The organism is Rivihabitans pingtungensis, assembly GCF_003201855.1.
In the GTDB taxonomy this organism is placed as follows: Bacteria; Pseudomonadota; Gammaproteobacteria; order Burkholderiales; family Aquaspirillaceae; genus Rivihabitans; species Rivihabitans pingtungensis.
The window spans coordinates 20,207-38,573 of the sequence record NZ_QJKI01000016.1 but is presented as its reverse complement, the minus strand read 5'-3'; the positions used below and the strand labels follow the sequence as shown (position 1 = coordinate 38,573).

Annotated in this window: 16 protein-coding genes and 1 other RNA gene; 7 read left to right on the top strand and 10 right to left on the bottom strand. The window is 62.1% G+C overall.

What is annotated here, in order from left to right:
• Window positions 1-158: 158 nt before the first annotated feature.
• On the bottom strand, window positions 159-1,583 hold the full coding sequence (locus DFR34_RS11640) for a circularly permuted type 2 ATP-grasp protein (RefSeq protein ID WP_110391330.1): 1,425 nt from the start codon (window positions 1,581-1,583) through the stop codon (window positions 159-161).
• Between the two features lie 461 nt (window positions 1,584-2,044).
• On the opposite strand from DFR34_RS11640, the gene DFR34_RS11635 reads away from it, so the two are divergent.
• The 4 genes from DFR34_RS11635 (at window position 2,045) to DFR34_RS11620 (ending at window position 8,184) form a co-directional block, all read left to right on the top strand.
• Complete coding sequence (locus tag DFR34_RS11635; protein WP_110391329.1) at window positions 2,045-3,412, top strand: (Fe-S)-binding protein; 1,368 nt, start codon at window positions 2,045-2,047, stop codon at window positions 3,410-3,412.
• Between the two features lie 48 nt (window positions 3,413-3,460).
• Window positions 3,461-5,128 (top strand): nitroreductase family protein, encoded by a 1,668-nt coding sequence (locus tag DFR34_RS11630; RefSeq protein WP_110391328.1) that lies wholly within the window; start codon window positions 3,461-3,463, stop codon window positions 5,126-5,128.
• Window positions 5,128-5,568, top strand: a complete 441-nt coding sequence (locus DFR34_RS11625; RefSeq protein ID WP_110391327.1) for an ankyrin repeat domain-containing protein — start codon at window positions 5,128-5,130, stop codon at window positions 5,566-5,568. Before DFR34_RS11630 ends, DFR34_RS11625 begins: the two co-directional genes overlap by 1 nt.
• A 165-nt stretch (window positions 5,569-5,733) precedes the next feature.
• Window positions 5,734-8,184 (top strand): tetratricopeptide repeat protein, encoded by a 2,451-nt coding sequence (locus DFR34_RS11620; RefSeq protein WP_110391326.1) that lies wholly within the window; start codon window positions 5,734-5,736, stop codon window positions 8,182-8,184.
• Between the two features lie 279 nt (window positions 8,185-8,463).
• Here DFR34_RS11620 and moaA read toward each other — a convergent pair whose 3' ends face one another.
• Window positions 8,464-9,438 (bottom strand): GTP 3',8-cyclase MoaA, encoded by a 975-nt coding sequence (gene moaA / locus DFR34_RS11615; protein WP_110391325.1) that lies wholly within the window; start codon window positions 9,436-9,438, stop codon window positions 8,464-8,466.
• Between the two features lie 565 nt (window positions 9,439-10,003).
• On the opposite strand from moaA, the gene DFR34_RS11605 reads away from it, so the two are divergent.
• On the top strand, window positions 10,004-11,293 hold the full coding sequence (locus DFR34_RS11605) for an NCS2 family permease (protein ID WP_110391323.1): 1,290 nt from the start codon (window positions 10,004-10,006) through the stop codon (window positions 11,291-11,293).
• 75 nt (window positions 11,294-11,368) lie between these two features.
• Here the strand turns inward: DFR34_RS11605 and DFR34_RS11600 are convergent, their stop codons facing one another.
• The 4 genes from DFR34_RS11600 to DFR34_RS11585 form a co-directional block, all read right to left on the bottom strand.
• The gene (locus DFR34_RS11600; RefSeq protein WP_110391322.1) at window positions 11,369-12,052 is read right to left on the bottom strand and encodes a hypothetical protein; all 684 of its coding nucleotides are present in this window, start codon (window positions 12,050-12,052) and stop codon (window positions 11,369-11,371) included.
• Between the two features lie 123 nt (window positions 12,053-12,175).
• The gene (locus tag DFR34_RS11595) at window positions 12,176-13,033 is read right to left on the bottom strand and encodes an AAA family ATPase (protein WP_110391321.1); all 858 of its coding nucleotides are present in this window, start codon (window positions 13,031-13,033) and stop codon (window positions 12,176-12,178) included.
• Window positions 13,030-13,446: a hypothetical protein gene (locus DFR34_RS11590; protein WP_110391320.1), complete on the bottom strand. Its 417-nt coding sequence runs from the start codon at window positions 13,444-13,446 to the stop codon at window positions 13,030-13,032. Before DFR34_RS11590 ends, DFR34_RS11595 begins: the two co-directional genes overlap by 4 nt.
• Window positions 13,443-13,904, bottom strand: a complete 462-nt coding sequence (locus DFR34_RS11585; protein ID WP_110391360.1) for an acyl-CoA thioesterase — start codon at window positions 13,902-13,904, stop codon at window positions 13,443-13,445. The genes DFR34_RS11590 and DFR34_RS11585 overlap by 4 nt, the downstream gene beginning before the upstream one ends.
• Before the next feature lie 217 nt (window positions 13,905-14,121).
• Here DFR34_RS11585 and DFR34_RS11580 point away from each other — a divergent pair, with 217 nt between their 5' ends.
• Window positions 14,122-14,601 (top strand): universal stress protein, encoded by a 480-nt coding sequence (locus DFR34_RS11580; protein ID WP_110391359.1) that lies wholly within the window; start codon window positions 14,122-14,124, stop codon window positions 14,599-14,601.
• Between the two features lie 303 nt (window positions 14,602-14,904).
• Here DFR34_RS11580 and DFR34_RS11575 read toward each other — a convergent pair whose 3' ends face one another.
• From DFR34_RS11575 to DFR34_RS11560, 4 genes are all read right to left on the bottom strand, one after another.
• A complete protein-coding gene (locus DFR34_RS11575) occupies window positions 14,905-15,222 on the bottom strand; it encodes a helix-turn-helix domain-containing protein (protein ID WP_110391319.1) in 318 nt (105 codons plus the stop codon).
• Window positions 15,223-15,476: 254 nt separating this feature from the next.
• Window positions 15,477-15,575: signal recognition particle sRNA small type (ffs, locus tag DFR34_RS11570), an RNA gene on the bottom strand.
• Window positions 15,576-15,684: 109 nt separating this feature from the next.
• Window positions 15,685-16,251, bottom strand: coding sequence for a peptide-methionine (S)-S-oxide reductase MsrA (gene msrA, locus DFR34_RS11565; RefSeq protein ID WP_110391358.1), 567 nt, complete (start codon window positions 16,249-16,251; stop codon window positions 15,685-15,687).
• Window positions 16,252-16,348: 97 nt separating this feature from the next.
• Entirely contained in the window at window positions 16,349-17,248 is a 900-nt protein-coding gene (locus DFR34_RS11560; RefSeq protein WP_110391318.1) for a histone deacetylase family protein, read from the bottom strand.
• A gap of 86 nt (window positions 17,249-17,334) precedes the next feature.
• On the opposite strand from DFR34_RS11560, the gene DFR34_RS11555 reads away from it, so the two are divergent.
• Window positions 17,335-18,309, top strand: a complete 975-nt coding sequence (locus DFR34_RS11555; protein WP_308418012.1) for a tRNA dihydrouridine synthase — start codon at window positions 17,335-17,337, stop codon at window positions 18,307-18,309.
• The last annotated feature ends 58 nt before the right edge of the window (window positions 18,310-18,367 follow it).

Sequence of the window (18,367 nt, the reverse complement as noted above, 5' to 3'; positions counted from 1 at the left end):
TTTCCCTTGGGGGTCGCCGCCCCTGTTTCGCGCGTCGAACAAAACCGTCCTGGCGGGTGGCGCGGCCCTTGCCGCGCGCTGCGCTGGGTTTTGTTCGCCGCGCCTTATCAGGGCGGCGGGGTGATCAATTCAGTGTGATGAAACACGCGGCGCGGGGCTTAGCCCTCCAGCACCCAGGTGTCCTTGGTGCCGCCGCCTTGTGAGGAATTCACCACCAGCGAGCCTTCTTTCAGCGCCACGCGGGTCAGCCCGCCCGGCACCACCGAGATGCCCTTGCCAGACAGCACAAACGGGCGCAGGTCGATATGGCGCGGGGCAATGCCGGATTCGACAAAGGTCGGGCAGGCCGACAGCGCCAGCGTCGGCTGGGCGATGTAATTGCCCGGCGAGGCTTTCAGCAGTTGGCGGAAGTGCTCGATTTCGGCCTGCGTGGCGGCCGGGCCCACCAGCATGCCGTAGCCGCCCGCGCCGTGGACTTCCTTGACCACCAAGTCGGGCAGATTGGCCAGCACATAAGACAGGTCTTCCGGTTTGCGGCACTGCCAGGTGGGCACATTATTCAGAATCGGTTCTTCGCTCAGGTAGAAGCGCACCATGTCCGGCACAAAGGTGTAGATGGCCTTGTCGTCGGCCACGCCGGTGCCGATGGCGTTGGTCAGCGTCACCCGGCCTTCGCGGTACACCGACATCAGCCCCGGCACGCCCAGCGCCGAATCCGGGCGGAAGGCCAGCGGGTCGAGAAAATCATCGTCCAGCCGGCGGTAAATCACATCCACCCGGCGCGGGCCCTGAGTGGTTTTCATGTAGACGGTGTGGTCGTCAACAAACAAATCCTTGCCCTCGACCAGCTCGACGCCCATTTGCTGGGCGAGGAAGGCGTGCTCGAAATAGGCCGAGTTGTAAATACCAGGGGTGAGCACCACCACGGTGGGGTCGTCCACCCCCACCGGGGCCACCGCGCGCAGCGAATCCAGCAGCACATCCGGGTAGTGGGCGATCGGGGCGATACGGTTATTGACGAACAGATCAGGGAACAAGCGCATCATCATCTTGCGGTTTTCCAGCATGTAGCTGACGCCGGAGGGCACGCGCAGATTGTCTTCCAGCACATAGTAGTCGCCGCTGCCGTCTGCTTTGCCGGCGCGCACCACGTCCACCCCGGCCACGTGGGCGTAAACATCGTTGGGCACGTTCAGCCCGCGCATTTCCGGCCGGTACTGGCTATTGCCCAGAATATATTCCGGCGGCACCACGCCGGCCTTGATGATGGCCTGCTCGTGGTAGACGTCGTGGATGAACATATTCAGCGCGCGCACGCGCTGCTTGAGCCCGGCTTGCAGGGTTTTCCACTCGTGAGCGGGGATGATGCGCGGGATTTGGTCAAACGGAATCAGCCGCTCGGTGCCGGCGTCGTCGCCGTACACCGCAAAGGTGATGCCCACCCGGCGGAAGATCAGGTCGGCTTCCTCGCGCTTGCTGGCCATGAAATTGTCCGGCTGCTGCTTGAGCCAGTCGTGAAACGGCTGGTAGTGCGCGCGCACTTGCTGATCGGCCGTGAACATTTCATCGAAGAGTACGGGCATTCATCGGCTCCTTGTTTATGCTGGAATCTTGGGAACGGAAGGTGAGTGCTTATTGATTTAGCAAGATGTGAACCAGCTCGCACGTCCCCGGCAAAATGGCGCTGGGCGGGGTGAATGCACGGCTTTTGCGCGCCATGCACCATCCTGGGCGCTGTTTTGGCGCGGCTTGGCCGTCTGGAGCCGCAGGGTGCGCCGTGGGCGTGCACCATTCTTGTTTATGCATGTGTTTTATTGGTGCATCGGGTGGGCGCGGCAAACGGTGGGCCGTGCGCAGCGCCGTGCAGCAGCCTGGGGCAGGGCGATCTGGCGGCGCGTCGCCAAGCTGGGCGCGTGTCGGACAATGTTGCGCGGGGCGGATGAACAAAAATTCTCAATATTTTGATTTTGTGATGAATTTTTCATGGCCTTGTCCTTGCTTGCAGACACGGTAAAGCGCGACGCTGTGTAAACAAGAGGCCGTGATGAAACACCATCTGGATTGGTCCAGCTACGAAACCGCCGGCCAGGGCGACGCCTACGCCGGCATCCCCGCCACTGGCGGCGATTTTGCCCGCGCCGTGGCGGTGTGCATTGGCGACCGGCTGTGCCAGCGCACGCCCAAGGGGGTGATGTGCCCCAGCTTTCGCGTCAGCGGCGAGATCGCCCACTCGCCGGGGGCGCGGGTGCTGGCGCTGAAGGCGGCGCTGAATGGCGAGCTGGGCGCCGCGCCGTTTGCCGACGCGCGGCTGGCCGAGGCCATGGAGCTGTGCGTGGGTTGCAAGGGCTGCAAGCGCGAATGCGCCAATCAGGTGGACATGGCGGCGATCAAAATCGAATGGCAGGCGCAGCGCAACGCCGCCCTGGGCGTCAGCCGCCGCGACCAGCTGTTTGCCGGCCTGCCCCGCCTCTTGCATCGGCGGCCGTGGCTGGGCGCACTGATTGGCTGGCGCAACCGCAGCCCGCTGCTGGCGCAGCTGGGCGAGCGCTGGCTGGGGGTGGCCGCCTCGCGCCAGCTGCCGCAGCCTGCGGCGCGGCCGTATTTGCCGCCAGCGATTGCGCCGGTCCTGGGCGAGCGCAGCGTGTTTTTGTTGGTGGACACCTTTGCCGGGCTGTTTCAGCCGCACATCGCCATGGCGGCGCAGGCGGTGCTGCACGCCGCCGGCTATCAGGTGCATGTGCTGCGCCCGCTGGCCGACGACGCCGAGCCGGCGCGGCCGCTGTGCTGTGGCCGCACCTATCTGTCCTTGGGCCAGGTGGATGCCGCGCGCGAAGAAGCCCGCCGGCTGCACGCCGCGCTGGCGCCAGCGCTGGCCAGCGGCGCGCCGATTGTCGGGCTGGAGCCGTCGTGCATCCTGTCTTTGCGCGATGATCACCTCAAGCTGGGCCTGGGCGAGGACGCCCGTCAGGTGGCGCGCCAGGTGTTTCTGTTTGAAGAATTCATCGCCCGCGAGCACGACCGCAAGCGGTTGCGCTGGCAGCTCAAACCCTGGACGCAGCCGCCGATGCTGGTGCATGGCCATTGCCACCAGAAAGCCGTGGGGGCGATGAAATCCCTGCGTAAGGTGCTGCGTTTGATTCCGGGCTGCCAGTTTGAATTTATCGACGCCAGCTGTTGCGGCATGGCCGGCAGCTTTGGCCTGGACGCCGAGCACGCCGATATTTCGCGCGCCATGGCCGAGCTGGATTTGCTGCCGGCGCTGCGCGCCGCGCCCGACGCGCCAGTGCTGGCCAATGGCTTTTCCTGCCGTCATCAGATCGAAGAAGGCTGTGGCCGCGCGCCCCGGCATATTGCCCAGTGGTTGGCTGAGGCCTTGGCCTCGCCGGAGCCGCTGCCCGAGTCGGCCGGCTAAGCCGATCGCGGCTTGTTTCCCTGTTTTTCATCTGGTCTGGAGCCCGCCATGAGCAGCACTGACGTGAATTTGTCCGCCGCCGAAGCGCGCAACTACCACCTGCGCAGCAAACACCATATGCAGCGCTACGCCGAAGGCCCCGGCCAGCTGGACTGGGACGCCCAGCCGGCGCCGTTTCGCCAGTTTGCCGGCGCGCCCACCCTCAAGCTGCCGTTTTGCGCAGCGGACCAAGACCGCCCGTTTGCCGAGCTGGCGCAGCCGCACCCGGCGCCGCTGCCGGTGACGCTGGCCAATGTCGCCGCGCTCTTGCAGCTGAGCCTGGGCTTGTCGGCCTGGAAAAGCTGGCAGGGCAGCCGCTGGGCGCTGCGCAACAATCCTTCGTCCGGCAATCTGCACCCGGTGGAAGGTTATCTGTTGGCGCGCGGCGTGCCCGGCCTGGCCGATGGCGTGCACCATTACGACCCGCTGGCGCACGCGCTGGAAGGCCGCGCGCTGATCGCGCCCAGCGCCGCGCCGTGCTGGCTGGCGGTGGGGCTGAGTTCGGTGATGTGGCGCGAGGCGTGGAAATACGGCGAGCGGGCGTTTCGGTATTGTCAGCTGGATATTGGCCACGCCATGGCGGCGTTTGGCTACGCCGCCGCCAGCCTGGGTTGGACGGTGGCGGCGCAGCCCTTGGCCAGCGGCGAGCTGGCGGCGCTGCTGGGGCTGGATCGGGAAAGCGACTACCCCAGCGGCCGCTACGCCTACACCGAAGACGAAGAACCGGAAGTCCTGCTGTGGCTGGGCGCGCCGGGGGTGACGCCGCCACCGGGCGCCTCCGCGCTGGCGGATTGGCTGAGCGCGGCGGTTTGGCAGGGCCAGCCCAGCGTGATCGATCCCCAGCCCGGCTACCGCTGGCCAGTGATCGACCGCGTGGCGGTGGCCACCCGCGTCCATGAGGCGCCGCCAGCAGGCTGGACGCCCACGCCGGGCCAGCTGTCGCCCACCCCGTCGCCGCACGCCAGCCCGGCCAGCGCGCAGACGCTGATCCAGCAGCGGCGCAGCGGCCAGCGTTATCAGCCGCGCCACGCCATGCCGGCGGCGGATTTTTACCGGCTGTTGCAGGCGCTGCTGCCCCACGAGGGCGCGCCCTGGCATGTGCCGGCCATGGCGCCAGCGGTGCATTTGCTGCTGTGCGTGCTGCGGGTGGACGGGCTCAGCCCGGGTTTGTATTTGCTGCCGCGCCAGCCCGGCCGGGTGACGCAGTGGCCAGAGCTGGCGCTGCATTTTCCTGAGCGTGCGCCGGTCAGCGCGCTGCACCCGGATTGCCCGCGCGGCCTGGGCCTGCTGCGGCTGCGCACGCTGGAGTTGCCCGAGGCGCAGCGCTTTATGCGCGCGCTGTGCTGTCATCAGGACATCGCCTCGACCGGCGCATTCACCGTGGCCATGCTCGGCGAATTCGACGCCACCCTGGACGCACACGGCGGCCACGGCTACCGGCTGCTGCTGCGCGAAGCCGGGCAGATTGGCCAGGCGCTCTATCTGGAGGCCGAAGCCGCCGGCCTGCGCGGCACCGGCATTGGCTGTTTTTTTGACAACACCTTGCACGGCGCGCTGGGCCTGAACGACGCGCGTCTGCAAACCTTGTATCACTTTACCGTCGGCCTGCCGGTGGTGGATGCGCGAGTGGAAACCACGCCGCCCTACCCGGACGCTGACCTTACCGAAAGGCCGTGATGACCCCCGAATTGCGTGAGTTTTTATTGGAGCATGGTTTTCCGCTGGACGACCCGGACGCCCCCGGCGCCAATGGCCTGACGCCGCTGATGCGCGCCGCCAAGCTGGGGCGCATCGAGCTGATCGACCCCTTGCTGGCGCATGGCGCGCGGGTGGAGGTGCTCAATCAGGATGGCTGCAATGCGCTGTGGCTGGCCTGCTACCACGGCGACCCGGCGCTGGTGCGCAAGCTGGTGGCGGTGGGCGCGCCGATTGACCAGCAAAACGGCAACGGCGCCAGCTGTTTGATGTATGTGTCGTCCAATGGCAAGGCCGAGCTGGTGGAGGTGTTGCTGGAACTGGGCGCGGACCCGACGCTGAAGAATTTTGACGACTGGACTGCGCTGGATCTGGCGGCGTCGCCGGGGTGTTTGCGGGCCTTGCGCAAGCTGCGGCCGTAGCATTGGCCTTGCCACCATGGACGTCTTGATGCGCTTGTGGTCATATTCAGTCTGGCAGCACGCCATCGGTTTGATGGCATATGTGTTTTCCTTGCTGTTTTTTCCTCACATATCACACGCGTCGGTCGGGGCTGTTGTCGGCAAGCTGGCGGACGCAGGCATATCATGACACAGACTGACTCTCTGTTTGCCCAAGCACTGGCTCATCATGAAGCTGGTCGTGGCAACGATGCTGAACCTTTGTATCTGGCCGTGCTGGCTGAATCACCAACCCATCCACATGCGTTGCACAACCTCGGGCAGTTATGGCTGGGACGTGGTGAACCTGCCCGTGCGCTGTCGTATCTGCGCCGGGCGCTGGAGCTTGTGCCAGAAGATGGCTTGTTCTGGGTGAGTTGCCTGGAAGCCTTGTTGCATGATGAGCGCTATCCCGAAGCGAGCGAATTGCTGGCGCGCGGCCGGGCGCAAGGGTTGGCGGGGGAGGTGGTGGAGCAGTTGGCTCAGGCGCTGGATTTTGCCCGTGACTTACCACGACATGATGCGGCGATTGTTGCCTGCTTTCAACAAGGAGATGATCTGCAATTGGCCGAATGTGCCCGTGCCGTCCTGGCACAGTGCCCTGGACACGGTTTTGCCTGGAAAGCTCTGGGTGTGGCGCTGATTCGTTTGGGGCAGTTCTCCGAGGCGATGCAAGCACTGGATATGGCGCAACGCAGGTTGCCAGATGATGCCTCTGTATTTAATAGCTTGACCAATGTGCTCAACAGTCTGGGGCGTCATGAAGAGGCGGAGGTGGCAGGGAGACGTGCGCTTGCCCTGCAGGCTGATTACCCACAGGCCTTGGTCAATCTAGGTAATGCCTTGCGAGGAATGGCGTGCTTGGAAGAAGCTGAGCGCTATTATCGCCAAGCCATGCGTACGCCTGCTTGCCAGATTGAGGCTGGGAATAACCTGGGTATTGTATTGGAAGAACAGGGGCGGCTGGACGAGGCAGAATCCTGTTTGCGTGATGTGCTGGAACATGATCCGGACTATGCCCCAGCCTGGAATCATCTGGGATGTGTGTTGGATGAGCAGGGACGTCATGAGGCTGCCTTGCAGGCATTTCAGCGCTGTCTCTCTCTGGATCCAGATAATGTCATGGCATATAACAACCTGGCATGTACTCTCAAGTCATTGCAACGTTTTACCGAGGCTGAACAGGCACTCAGCCATGCCCTGCAGTTGGCCCCCTCAGATTATGAGGCGCTGAACAATTTAGGCGATTTACTCAAAGAGCTGGGGCGTACAGAAACAGCGAGTGAGGCTTTCTGGCAGGCTTGGCAAGTCGATGTCTCGCGGCCGACCGCGCTGCATAATCTGTTAGTGCTTGCCCAGTATGTCGAGCATATCAGTGATGCCGAACGGATTTCTCTGAGTCGGGCGTTTGCACGGCAGTATGAGCCGGAGGTGAAATCTTGGGAGGCTTGGCCACAGTTGAATGATCCGGAAAGGCCTTTGCGCTTGGGGTGGGTGTCTGCTGATTTGCGCAATCATTCTGTGGCCTATTTCTCGCTGCCTGTCATTGAGGGGTTGGTCGGCAAATTTGAGCAGTATGTGTACTACAACAGCCATGATCATGATCCCATTCAAGTCCGCCACCAGCATGCTTGTACAGTGTGGCGTGATGTCGCAGGCTGGAGCGACCATGCGCTGGCCACCCAGATCGGCACGGATCAGATTGATATCCTGATTGATCTTTCTGGTCATACTGCCCGTAATCGTTTACTGACATTTGCGCGTGGTGCGGCGCCTGTGCAAGTAACATGGCTGGGATATCCTGATACCACGGGCTTGCACAATATGCATTGGCGAATCACCGATGCACGAGGAGACCCAGAAGGAGCACAGGCCAAATACAGCGAGCGCTTGTGGTATTTGCCAGATGTCTTTTGCTGCTACCGCCCGATGTTACGCCACCCCGCGCAGCGGCTGGCTGCAGAGTATGCAGTACGCCAGACCCCGGCATTAACAACAGGCCAAATTACATTGGGCTGCTGTAATAATTTAACCAAACTGACGCCCGGAGTCATTCGTGTGTGGGCCCGTGTGCTATTGGCTATTCCAGGCAGCCGTCTGTTACTGGAGCTGGCTGGTGCTCAACATGAGCTCTTGTGCCATGCGCTCTTGAATGCATTTTCCAGTCATGGTGTAAACCCGGATCGGGTATGTCTCTTGCCACGTGACAGTACCCGTCAATATCTGACTTATCACGATATTGATATTGCATTGGATCCTTTTCCTGCCAATGGTGGGGCGTCCAGCTGTGACACATTATGGATGGGTGTGCCATTGGTTACCCTTGCCGGCCAGCGGTTTGCTTCCCGCATGGGCTGCAGCCTGCTGCATGCTGTGGGTCACCCTGAATGGGTGGCCACTTCCGAGGACGAATATGTCAAGATCGTCGTGGAGTTGGCCCGCGATCTGCATAGCCTTAATGCTTTGCGCTTGGGGCTGCGTACTCAGGTGGAGGCGAGCCCGCTGATGGATGAGGCGCGTTTTTGCCTGGATTTTACCTCGGCCTTGCGCGGAATGTGGCGGCAGGCATGTATTGAGCGGGTAAGCGTCTCACGGTGACGTGTGTCTAAAAGTCACTCACAAAACCCTTCTGGCGTAGTAGCCCGATCTTGCCACTTTTTGCACTGTCTGCGCTCGCCTACCTGGCCAGAACCAGGACGCTAACGTATGGCTGGCCGTATTGTCCACCCAGAACAAAGCCGCCCGAGCCGGGCGGCTTTTTCGTGGCTAAGTGTTGTTCGCTACACTCAGCACAATGTTCCTGGCCAAGCGCACGAATCAGTACGGTAAGGTCGGGCAACAACGCCAGGAGGGGGTTGTTAGCCGCTCTCATTCGGGTTAGCCCCCCGTCTTGGCCATGATGCGCACCACCTTGCCGGGTTGCTCGCGAAACTCATGGCGCTCGGGTTTGAGTTCGATGGCGTCGCGAATCACGTTTTCCAGCTCGGTGTCGCTGATGCCGGCGCGCAAGAGCGGGCGCAGCGCCACGCTTTCTTCTTGACCCAAACACATATACAAGGTGCCATCCACCGACAGGCGCACGCGGTTGCAGGTGGCGCAAAAGTGCTGGGAAATCGGCGAAATCACCCCCAGGGTAAAGCGGCCATCCGCCGTGGCCCAATAGCGCGCCGGCCCGCCGCCCAGGGTGGCGGTTTGTGGCGTCAGGCCAAAGGTGTCGCGCAGGCGCGCCAGCACTGGCTGCACATCCAGATACTGGGCGTTGCGGCCAGTGTCGCCCATCGGCATCGCCTCAATCAGCCGCAGGATGAAGCCGTGCTCAATGCAAAAGCCCACCATGGCTTCAATATCGTGCTCATTGACGCCTTGCATGGCCACCATATTGATCTTGATGGGCGCCAGCCCCGCCGCTTTGGCCGCCATCAGCCCATCCAGAATCTGCGGCAGGCTGTCGCGGCCGGTGACTTCGGTCATGCAGTCGCGGCGCAGCGAATCCAGGCTGACATTTAGCCGGCTCACCCCTGCGGCTTTCAGCGCCTGGGCGTGGCGCGCCAGCTGGGTGGCGTTGGTGGACAGGGACAAATCGTCCAGGCCGGGCAGGGCAGAAAGTCGCGCCGCCAGCTCGGTGACGCCCCGACGCAGCAAGGGCTCGCCGCCAGTCAGACGCACACGTCGTGTCCCCAGCCGGGCAAAAGCGCCGATCACCCGCTCGATTTCGTCGAAGGTCAGCCAGTGGCTGGGCTCTTCGAAGCCTTTGAATCCTTTGGGGATGCAATAATTGCAACGCAGATCGCAACGGTCGGTCACCGACAGGCGCACATAGTCGATGCGTCGGCCAAAACGGTCTTGTAGCATGGGCTGGCTCCACAAATGCTGTCTGATGCCCTACACAGGGGCGGAAAAATCAAGCAAGAAACACACCAATTTAGAGTGGCTAACAAAACCCAGCGCAGCGATCCTGGCTAGGCGCACGACCGCAGACAGTACAAGCAGTACGGCAAGGTCGGGCAACGACGCCAGGAGGGTTTTGTTAGCCGCTCTTAGAGTATTCCCATTCACGCGGCCTGCCATCAGCATCACACCCTCTCGATTGCCGTGCCAATTGCCCGCCTGGCGCCACTCAGCGCCAACCATCCTGAAAGCAATGCCGTTGGCGTTGACCCCACGCCCGCGCGCCGCGATAATCGCCGCGCTTGCCTGCGCGCTCTTACAGCGTCGCTCACAAAACCCAGCGCAGCGATCCTGGCTAGGCGCACGACCGCAGACAGTACGGGTAGTACGGCAAGGTCGGGCAACAACGCCAGGAAGGTTTTGTGAGTGGAGCTTAGTTGCGCCGGGCTTGCCGTGGCGGCCGGCTGTTTACCGGCCTGCTGGTTGGCCGGGGCATCGCCCGGCATTTTGAAAGATATGACTGATTTGTATGGTTGAATCCTTGTTCAAGCTGCGCGCAGCCGGGGTGAGCGCGCGCGGTGAAGTGCTGGCTGGTCTCACCACTTTTCTGACCATGGCGTCGATTCTGTTCGTCAACCCGGACATTCTGGCCCAAGCCGGCATGGATCATGGCGCGGTGTTTGTCGCCACCTGCCTGGCCGCCGCCATCGGCTCGGCGGTGATGGGCCTGCTGGCCAATTATCCGATTGCCCAGGCGCCAGGCATGGGCATCAATGCGTTTTTTACCTTTGGGCTGGTCAAGGGGCTGGGGCTGCCGTGGCAAACGGCGCTGGGCGCGGTGTTTGTGTCGGGCGTGTTGTTTATGCTGGTCAGCATCACCCGGCTGCGCGAAGGCTTTGTCAACGGCATTCCGCTGTCGCTGAAACAGGCCATCTCGGCCGGGGTGGGGCTGTTTATCGCCCTGATTGCCCTGCAACAGGCGGGGGTGGTGGTGGCCAACCCGGATACGCTGGTGGGCCTGGGGGATTTGCACAAGCCGCAAGCGCTGCTGGCGCTGGCCGGCTTTGCCCTGATTGTCACCTTGGAGCGCTGGCGTGTGCCGGGGGCGATTTTGCTGGGGATTTTGGCCATCACCGCGCTGTCGGCGGCGCTGGGGCTGAGTGAATTCAACGGTGTGTTTGCCGCGCCGCCGTCGCTGGCGCCCACCTGGCTACAACTGGACGTGGCCGGCGCGCTGGCGCCGGGGGTGTTGAGCGTGGTGCTGGGCTTCTTTTTGATGAGCCTCACCGAAACCTCGGGCACCTTGATCGCTGTGGCCCAGCGCGGGCCGTTTCTGGACGCCGAGGGCAAGCTGCCGCGCCTGAATCGCGCCTTGCTGGCGGACAGCGCTGCCATCAGCGTGGGCGCCTTGCTGGGCACGTCCAGCACCACTTCTTATCTGGAAAGCAGCGCCGGCATCGCCGCGGGCGGGCGCACCGGGCTGACAGCGGTGACCGTGGCTGGTTTGTTTCTGGCCAGTCTGTTTTTTGCCCCGCTGGCCGCCGCCGTGCCGCCGTGGGCCACCGCGCCGGCCTTGGTGTATGTGGCCATGTTGATGCTCAAGGGCTTTGCCTTGCTCAATTGGGACGACATCACCGAAGCCGCGCCCGCGCTGCTGTGCGCGCTGACCATGGCGTTTACTTTCTCGATTGCCGACGGCATCGCCTTTGGCGCCATTGCCTTTGTCACCCTCAACCTGGCCGCTGGCCGTCGCCAGCAGATTGGCTGGCCGGTGGCGCTGATTGCCTCGGTGTTTGTGCTCAAGTATGTGCTGAGCTGAGCGTTGCTCACAAAATCCCGCGCAGCCACGCGTTGTGCGGGGTTTTGTGCACGGCTCTAGCAGACGGCGCAGGACTCAACGGCACAGCTTGAGGTTGGTGCGCGTGGCTTTCAGCACGCTTAAGTAGGCGTCGGCGTCGCTGGGCGGGTAGTCGTTGCGGATGGCCTCATCGCTGCGCGCGGCGTCGGCGGCCAGCGGCGCCAGGGTGGCGCGGCAGGCGGCGGCGTCGCCTGCGCGCAGCTGCGCCAGCGCCAGATCATTGCGCAGCCAGGGCTCACCCAGCCAGTCCAGCGTGCGCTGGCATTGGCTGAGCAGCGGGGCCAGGGTGGCCACTGCGCCGGTGTAGTCCTTGCGGTCGTATTGCTGCTTGAACAGCGCGCGCTGGCGGCGCAGCTGTGCCGGCTCGCAGCCAGCGGCCGGCTTCAGGTACAGCCCATCCAGTCCGGCGCGCATGCCGCAAAAATAGCGGCAGCCAGGCGTGCTGGCCACGTTCACCCCTGCGCCCTCACGGCTCAGGCGCAGCTCGCAGCGCTCGTCACTGCCGGCCGTATCTGGCCGTGACACGCCCTGGGCGTTCAGCTTGCCTTCCACCTGGCAGGTATGTGCATTGCTGCCCATCGTATCCAGTTTGAACGCGCCGGCCTTGACGCTGAGTACGCCCCAGCCGCGTTCGGTGACATACACGCCATCTGCCGGCGCGGCGGCGTGCGCCAGCAGCGGCAAACAGCAGACGGCAAGCAAGGCGGAACGGATGATCATGGCGGCTCTCCTGATATTCGGCAGGCAATAGTGTAGCAGGCTCTCGTGGGGTCGCCGGCCAGCAAAATGGCCCACCGACGGCTGTCTGGTGGGCCATTTTGCTGGCGAAATTGAGCCAACCGATCAGCGGCGGTTTTTCACCAGGCCAATCAAGCGCTCCAGCAAATGCTGGTCTTGCTCGTTTTTCAGCAGCGCGCCGGCATGCGGCGGCGCGCTGGCGCCCCTCAGACTGGCGGCCAGCGGCGCTTCGCCTGGCGTCAGCCGTTCGTCGGCCAGCAGGCGCAGCCAGTCCAGCAGCTCGGAGGTGGAAGGTTTTTTCTTCAGGCCGGGCAGCTCGCGCACGGCCAGAAACACCTCCAGCGCCTCGCCAATCAGCTGCTCGCGCAGGTCGGGGTAGTGCACCTGCACGATCTGGCGCAGGGTGTCGGCGTCGGGAAAGCGGATGTAATGAAAGAAACAGCGGCGCAAAAACGCGTCGGGCAGTTCTTTTTCGTTGTTGCTGGTGATCAGGATGATCGGCCGCTGACGGGCGCGCACCTGCTGGCGGGTTTCGTAGACGTAAAATTCCATCTGGTCGAGTTCGCGCAACAGGTCGTTGGGAAACTCAATGTCCGCCTTGTCGATTTCGTCGATCAGCAGCACCGGCGCCTGTTCGGCGTCAAACGCCTCCCACAGCTTGCCCTTGATGATGTAGTGGCCTACCTCCTGGCTGCGCGCCTCGCCCAGTTGGGCGTCGCGCAGCCGCGAGACGGCGTCGTACTCATACAGGCCTTGCTGCGCCTTGGTGGTGGACTTGATCGGCCAGACAATCAGCTCACGGCCAAGCGCACGGGCGATTTCCTCGGCCAGCATGGTTTTGCCGGTGCCAGGCTCGCCCTTGACCAGTAGCGGGCGTTGCAGGGTGATGGCGGCGTTCACCGCCATCATCAGGTCGGCGGTGGCGACGTAGTGGTCGCTGCCTTCAAACAGGGTGTGGCTCATTGGCGGATGAACTGTTCTTCCAGGGTGTCCAGCGTGATGTGCCATTTGGCCATCATGTATTGCAGCAGGGCCATTTCCGGCTCGCTGATGGTGTCGTCGGCCTTGCACAGGTCCAGCGCAATCGCGCAGGTGAGCAGGCGCTTTTGGTGGTCGGTGACTTCATCCAGCACCAGGTCGGCGCGGGCGCGGTCCACCAGGTGGATGCTGCCGTCCGGCTCGGCTTCGTCGCTGATGTCGTTGCAGTAGTCGTGGAACAGGGCCAGAAAGGCCTTGCGCTCCAGACCCAGCAGGGAGAGCAGATCCAGGCGGTCAAAGCTGTCGAGCTCGCGCGGGTCCATCACACCGTCGCCCATCATGAACATGCACAGGATGCGGGCAATCGCCTGCGGGCTATTGGGGGCGTAACGTTTCATGCGGACTCCTTTGCAGCTGCGGCGACAAGCTCGGCGAGCCCGGCGCGTTGGATGAACGCCGCCGGAATCGGGGCGATCTTGCGGGTTTGATAATCAAAAAACACGATGCCGGTTTTGACGCGGGCGATTTCTTTGTCGGCAGCGGGGTTTTCCAGGTGGTAAAACATGTCAAAGCCGTAGGCGTTGAAGTCGCCCAGGCCCACGCGCACGCGCAGGGCGTCGCCATGAAAGGCCTCGGCGCGGTACACCACCACGGCGTCGGCCAGCACAATGCCGATGCCTTCGATGTCGATTTCGCTGTAACCCAGCGATTTGAAATATTGCAGACGGGCTTCGTGCACCAGCGACAACACGGCGTCGTTGCCAAGATGGCCGCCGTAGTTGATGTCGCCGATACGCACGGTGACGGTGGTGTCGAATTGCCAGGCGTCCGGCAGGGTCAGTTTGACGCGGGCCAAGGCGCGCTCCATTTCTATATACAGAATCAAAACAGCATCGAGTGTATGCGTGGGCTTGTGCTAAATCAACAGCACGCAGGCCGGCTTTGCTAGACTGAACTCAACTGTGCGGCTTTGGGTCCGATTCTGGCGCCCGCTGGCGGCGCAGGCCGGCGCAGACGGGCGGGAATATCGCTTGGTCTGGCGCGCGGCATTTGCCAATTTCAAGGAGCATGTCATGTATCAACGGATTTTTGTCCCGGTGGACGATAGCAGTACTTCGCGCCGCGCGCTGGATGAGGCCATCAAGCTGGCCCAGCACACCGGGGCAACGCTGCTGCTGGCCCATGTGGTTGATCTGGCCCAGTTTGGCTGGGGTGGCACGGAGTTTCTGGATGCTTCCGAGTTGCAGAAGAATATCAAGGCTACCGGCGAGGCGGTGCTGAATCAGGCGCGCGAAGCCGTTGAGGCCGCTGGCTTGCCATGCAGCGCCGTGCTGCTGGAAAGTTGGGGCGACAAAATGGCCGAGGTATTGGTCGGTGAAGCAGAAAAAGAACAGGCCGAACTGATCGTGATGGGCACCCATGGCTTTTCGGGCTTGATGCACCTGCTGATGGGCAGTGTGGCCGAAGGTATCATGCGCCGCGCCAATGTGCCGGTGTTGCTGGTGCGCTCGGATGAGACGCCGGATGCAGACGCGCCGCCGGCGGTGATGTAAGGGCGAAGATAAACCCCCCCGTTGCGCATCAGGCTGCTGGCCGATGCGCAACGGGGGTGTTTTTTTGGCTGGCGCCAAAAGCATCACGCCATCCGTTCGCTGCCAGGCGGGGGATGGCGTGATGGGTGCAGCTGTCGGGCAACGGGATGGTTTGTCATGGGGCCAACCATGACAAACCATCCAGCGCCGTGAAGACAGTCGCAACAAGCGGTGGTTCACGGCGACGCAGCTCGGCATGAGAATCATGCCGCTTGCCCCTGCGTGGCGCGCAAGCGTGCCGCTTGCAGTGAGGATTTTTCAGGCTCAGGCCTGGGCAACCGGGTCGGTTTGCATTTCAGCCTGGGCTTTGACAGCTTTGCGCAGGCTCTTGTACAAATCCGGGTGGGTGTCCTTGAGGTACTCGATGATTTCAAAATCTTCGCGCTTCACCTTGGACAGATCCACTTGCTCGATATGCACCAGACGCAGCAATTCACGCACCGGTTTGGGCATGTTGCGACCGGATTCATAGCGGGAGCCGCCGGATTGGGTGACGCCAATCTTGCTCCAGAATTCTTGTTGGTTCAGGCCGAGCTTGCGGCGGATTTCCCGTGGGTTAGGGATTTTTTCAAACAGTTTCATAACGTTTCCTCTCGTCGTAATGGCAGCGTACGCCCCGCACTAAGGTTATAAGTCAAATCTGGAAAAATTCCAAACACATAGTGTGTGATTGACCATGCATTGAGGCAAAAGTTCTACGTACTTCCACGTAGTATTTTACCGTGCCTTGTGCGGACGACAACGGAATGGCGAAATAAAGTTGGGTAAAAACCACAACGCGCCAATCTGGGCCATCGCAGTGATGATGAGAGGGGAGGGTAAATCAGAGGGGAAGGGGTGGCGAGCCTGACCCCCGGCACTTGCAATAAGCGGCTGTGGCTGCTTCCTTCCGGACCTGACCAGGTTCACCACCTTGCAATGCGGGGAGACCCGCCATAGAACTTCACATCTTACCCAATATCATCACACAAGGCAAGCCTGCGTGTATTGCCTGTTACCAAGCCTGCGCACGGTATCGGAACCGCAGGCCAGTAAGGGCCACAATCATGTGCCGGATGTTTCCTTTACCAGGTGAATAAAATACTGTTGTAATTTCGCAACTTTTGGCCCAACCACCGCGCGGCAATACGGCTGCCCCGGATGCTGGTCAAAGTAGCGGTAGTGCGCCATCTCTGCCGGATAAAACACCCCCGCATCCACCACTTGCGTGACGATCGGGTCTGGCCAGTGGCCGGCGTGTGCCAGCTCGGCCATGAGGCTTTCTGCTTGGGCGCGCTGCCGCGCGTCATGGCAGAAAATCGCCGAGCGATACTGCGTGCCAATGTCGTGCCCTTGCCGATTTAACGTGGTCGGATCATGCACGGCAAAGAACACTTCCAGCAATGTACTGAATGCAATGAGATTTTCGTCAAACGTAATGCGCACGGCTTCAGCATGTCCGCTATGGCCCTCGCACACCTCGGCATAAGTCGGATTGGGTGTGTACCCACCGGTATACCCCGAGCGAACGTCATGCACCCCACGCAAGCGGGTAAATACCGCTTCCAGACACCAGAAACACCCACCCGCCAGGGTGGCCGTTGCCAGTGGGGTCTGTTCGAGTGCAGTCATCATCACATCCTGTACGTAGAAATACTTAGTGCAGCTACTGAGTACGGTATATGGGGTTTAGCGGAAAATTTCCAGCTTTTTTTTAAAAAAATTCCAATTACCTTGCGCCAGCATAGCGGCGGACAGTTTCCCGCACTGTTTCTGTTTGTACAGCCACCGTGTCGGAAATTGGCTGGGCATACCCGCCCCCCATGCATAACGCCACCGGCATGCCCTGCGCGTCACACGCATCCAGCACCATGGCGTCACGGGCAGCCAGACCAGCCTGGCTAAGATTCAACTTGCCCAGACGATCGCTGGCTAATGGATCCGCCCCGGCCAGATACACCAGCAAATCCGGGCGGGCACGGGTAAATAATGCTGGCAGGGCACAGGCCAAAGCGGCCAGATAAGGCTCGTCGCCGGTTCCATCGGGAAATTCGATATCCCAGTCGCTCGGATGTTTGCGAAACGGAAAATTTCCAGCCCCATGCATGGAGAATGTGTAAATACTGGCATCCCCCTCACACAGTGCCGCCGTGCCATTGCCCTGGTGCACGTCCAGATCCACCACCAGAGCACGACGGATGCGGCCTTCACGCTGCATGACCCGCACCGCAGTCACGATGTCGTTGAATACGCAAAACCCACTGCCGCGCGCGTAAGCTGCATGATGGGTGCCGCCCGCCAGGTTAACGCCGCAGCCCGACCACAGCGCGCTGCGACATGCTGCAATGGTGGCGCCCACCGAACGTCGGCTGCGCTCCACCAGCCCAGGTGACCAGGGAAAACCGATTTCGCGCTGGGCTGCTGCCGGCAACTCGCCGCTGAATACTTGAGTAATATAGTCGGGATCATGGGCCAGCACCAGTTCATCGGCATGCGCGGCATCTGGCACGCACAATAGCTCGCCCGCAAATGCCGCCACGGCATGGCGCAACATGGCGTACTTTTCCATCGGAAAACGGTGCCCGGCAGGCAAGGGCAGCACAAACTGGTCAATATGAAAAATCTGCATGATGGTGGTCGGTATTTTGTCTGGCTGGCGAGTACAATCCGCTTCTTTTCTTGTGCGCATGTCCGTCTTGCGACGGCGGCGCCAGCATGTGTGTCATGAGAATCTTGCTTGCTCCAATGCAGGGACTGGTTGATGCCCCCATGCGCGCCCTGCTGACCAGCATGGGCGGCGTGGATGCCTGTGTCACCGAGTTTGTCCGCGTCACCCACGCCTTGTTGCCTGCCCGTACTTTTTACCGCCTGTGCCCGGAGCTGCATCACGGTGGATACACGCCGTCCGGCGTGCCGGTCAGCGTGCAATTGCTGGGCTCAGACTCTGCTTGCCTGGCCGACAACGCGGCCCGGGCGGCAGAGCTGGGCGCCCCGGCGGTAGATCTGAATTTTGGCTGCCCGGCGCCCACCGTCAACCGTCATCGTGGCGGCGCCGTCTTGTTGCGCGAGCCAGAGCTCTTGCATGCCATTGTGCGGGCAGTGCGCGCTGCCACGCCAGCCCAGGTGCCGGTGACGGCCAAGATGCGGCTGGGCTACGATGACACCGCCCTTGCACTGGATTGTGCCCAGGCCCTGGCCACAGCGGGTGCCGCCGAGATTGTGGTGCACGCCCGCACCAAAACCGAAGGCTATCGCCCGCCCGCTCATTGGGACTGGATTGCCCGTATCCGTGAGGCCGTGACGGTGAATGTAGTGGCCAATGGTGAAATCTGGACACTTCAGGATGCCCAGCGCTGCCTGGAGATCAGTGGCAGCCAGGACCTGATGCTGGGCCGTGGTCTGGTGGCCCGCCCCGATCTGGCCGGACAGATTGCCAGCTGGGCAAGCGGCCGCCCCGAGGTAGTGCTGGACTGGCCGGGCATGCGCTTGGTGGTGACACAGTTCTGGGGCCTGTTGCAAGCATACGCCGATGGCGCCTACCCACAGGCCCGGCTCAAGCAATGGCTGGCGCTGGTGGCGCAGGCGTTTCCGGCCGCGCGCCCGCTGCTGGAAAGCGTCAGGCGTCAGCCAGACAGCCATAGTGTGGCTGCTTGTCTGGCGGATGACACCTACTGGCAGGTAGGCAGATAAAGACAGTCAAGCCAGGGCGCGGATTATGACTATGCTATATTCTGGCAATGATATTACA